This window comes from Staphylococcus sp. GDX8P54P (assembly GCF_017893165.1).
GTDB classification, from domain to species: domain Bacteria; phylum Bacillota; class Bacilli; order Staphylococcales; family Staphylococcaceae; genus Staphylococcus; species Staphylococcus borealis.
In genome coordinates this window covers 1-691 of sequence record NZ_JAESMM010000077.1, presented here as the reverse complement: position 1 = coordinate 691, position 691 = coordinate 1, and the positions used below count along the sequence as shown (strand labels likewise).

The following is a 691-nucleotide window of genomic DNA, read 5'->3' as shown; positions in this document are numbered from 1 at the left end:
AAGAGACAAAAAAGTTTATTCAGAGCATCAGTTAAATAAAATAAAAGACGAAGATTTAACGTATCGTGGCATGAAAAAGAACTTGGACAAAGTTGTAAAACAGATGATTGAGAACGGCACACCGGCCGACCAAGTACTCAAGATGCCATTTTATTATATACTTCAAATTTTAGATGAACGTCATCTAAATACTGTTGATACTGATGATAGAGCAGATGCGTTATTTACTGCCTTATAGCCTTAGTTATCAACACTAAGGCTTATTTTTTATACCTAAAATAAGAAAGGAGTGACAATGAGTGGCGGAATCAAGATTTAAAGGCATGTCCATATTAATGAATATGCGTGATGTTGGTATTGATAGGACTATGAAACAGATACGTAGTCAGTTTAAAACATTAGATACTGAAATGCGTCGTTCTAATGCTAACTTTAAAAACTCTGAAAAATCTATGCAGTCTTTCCAAACAAGAACCAAAGAGTTAAATAAAGCGATTGACGTGACTGAAAATTCAATGAAAGATATCTCAAGTCAATTGAAAAAAATGACTCTAGAAGAGCAACGTACAAGTGTGGAAGCAGAGAAGTTACGTCAAGAATACAGTAAGCAGCATAGAGCATTACAAATGTATCAACGTCAATTAAACTCTACGCAATCCGAAATGAAACAATTTAGTACAACTTCTAAGCA

The 691-nt window shown here is 33.7% G+C and carries 2 protein-coding genes; both read left to right on the top strand.

Annotated features, from left to right (window positions below; genetic code table 11):
• On the top strand, positions 1–238 hold a 238-nt coding region (gene gpGT, locus KA909_RS13230), incomplete at its 5' end, for a phage tail assembly chaperone GT (protein WP_210130323.1).
• 61 nt (positions 239–299) lie between these two features.
• Positions 300–691: hypothetical protein (locus tag KA909_RS13225; RefSeq protein ID WP_210130322.1), on the top strand; the 392-nt coding region annotated here is incomplete at its 3' end.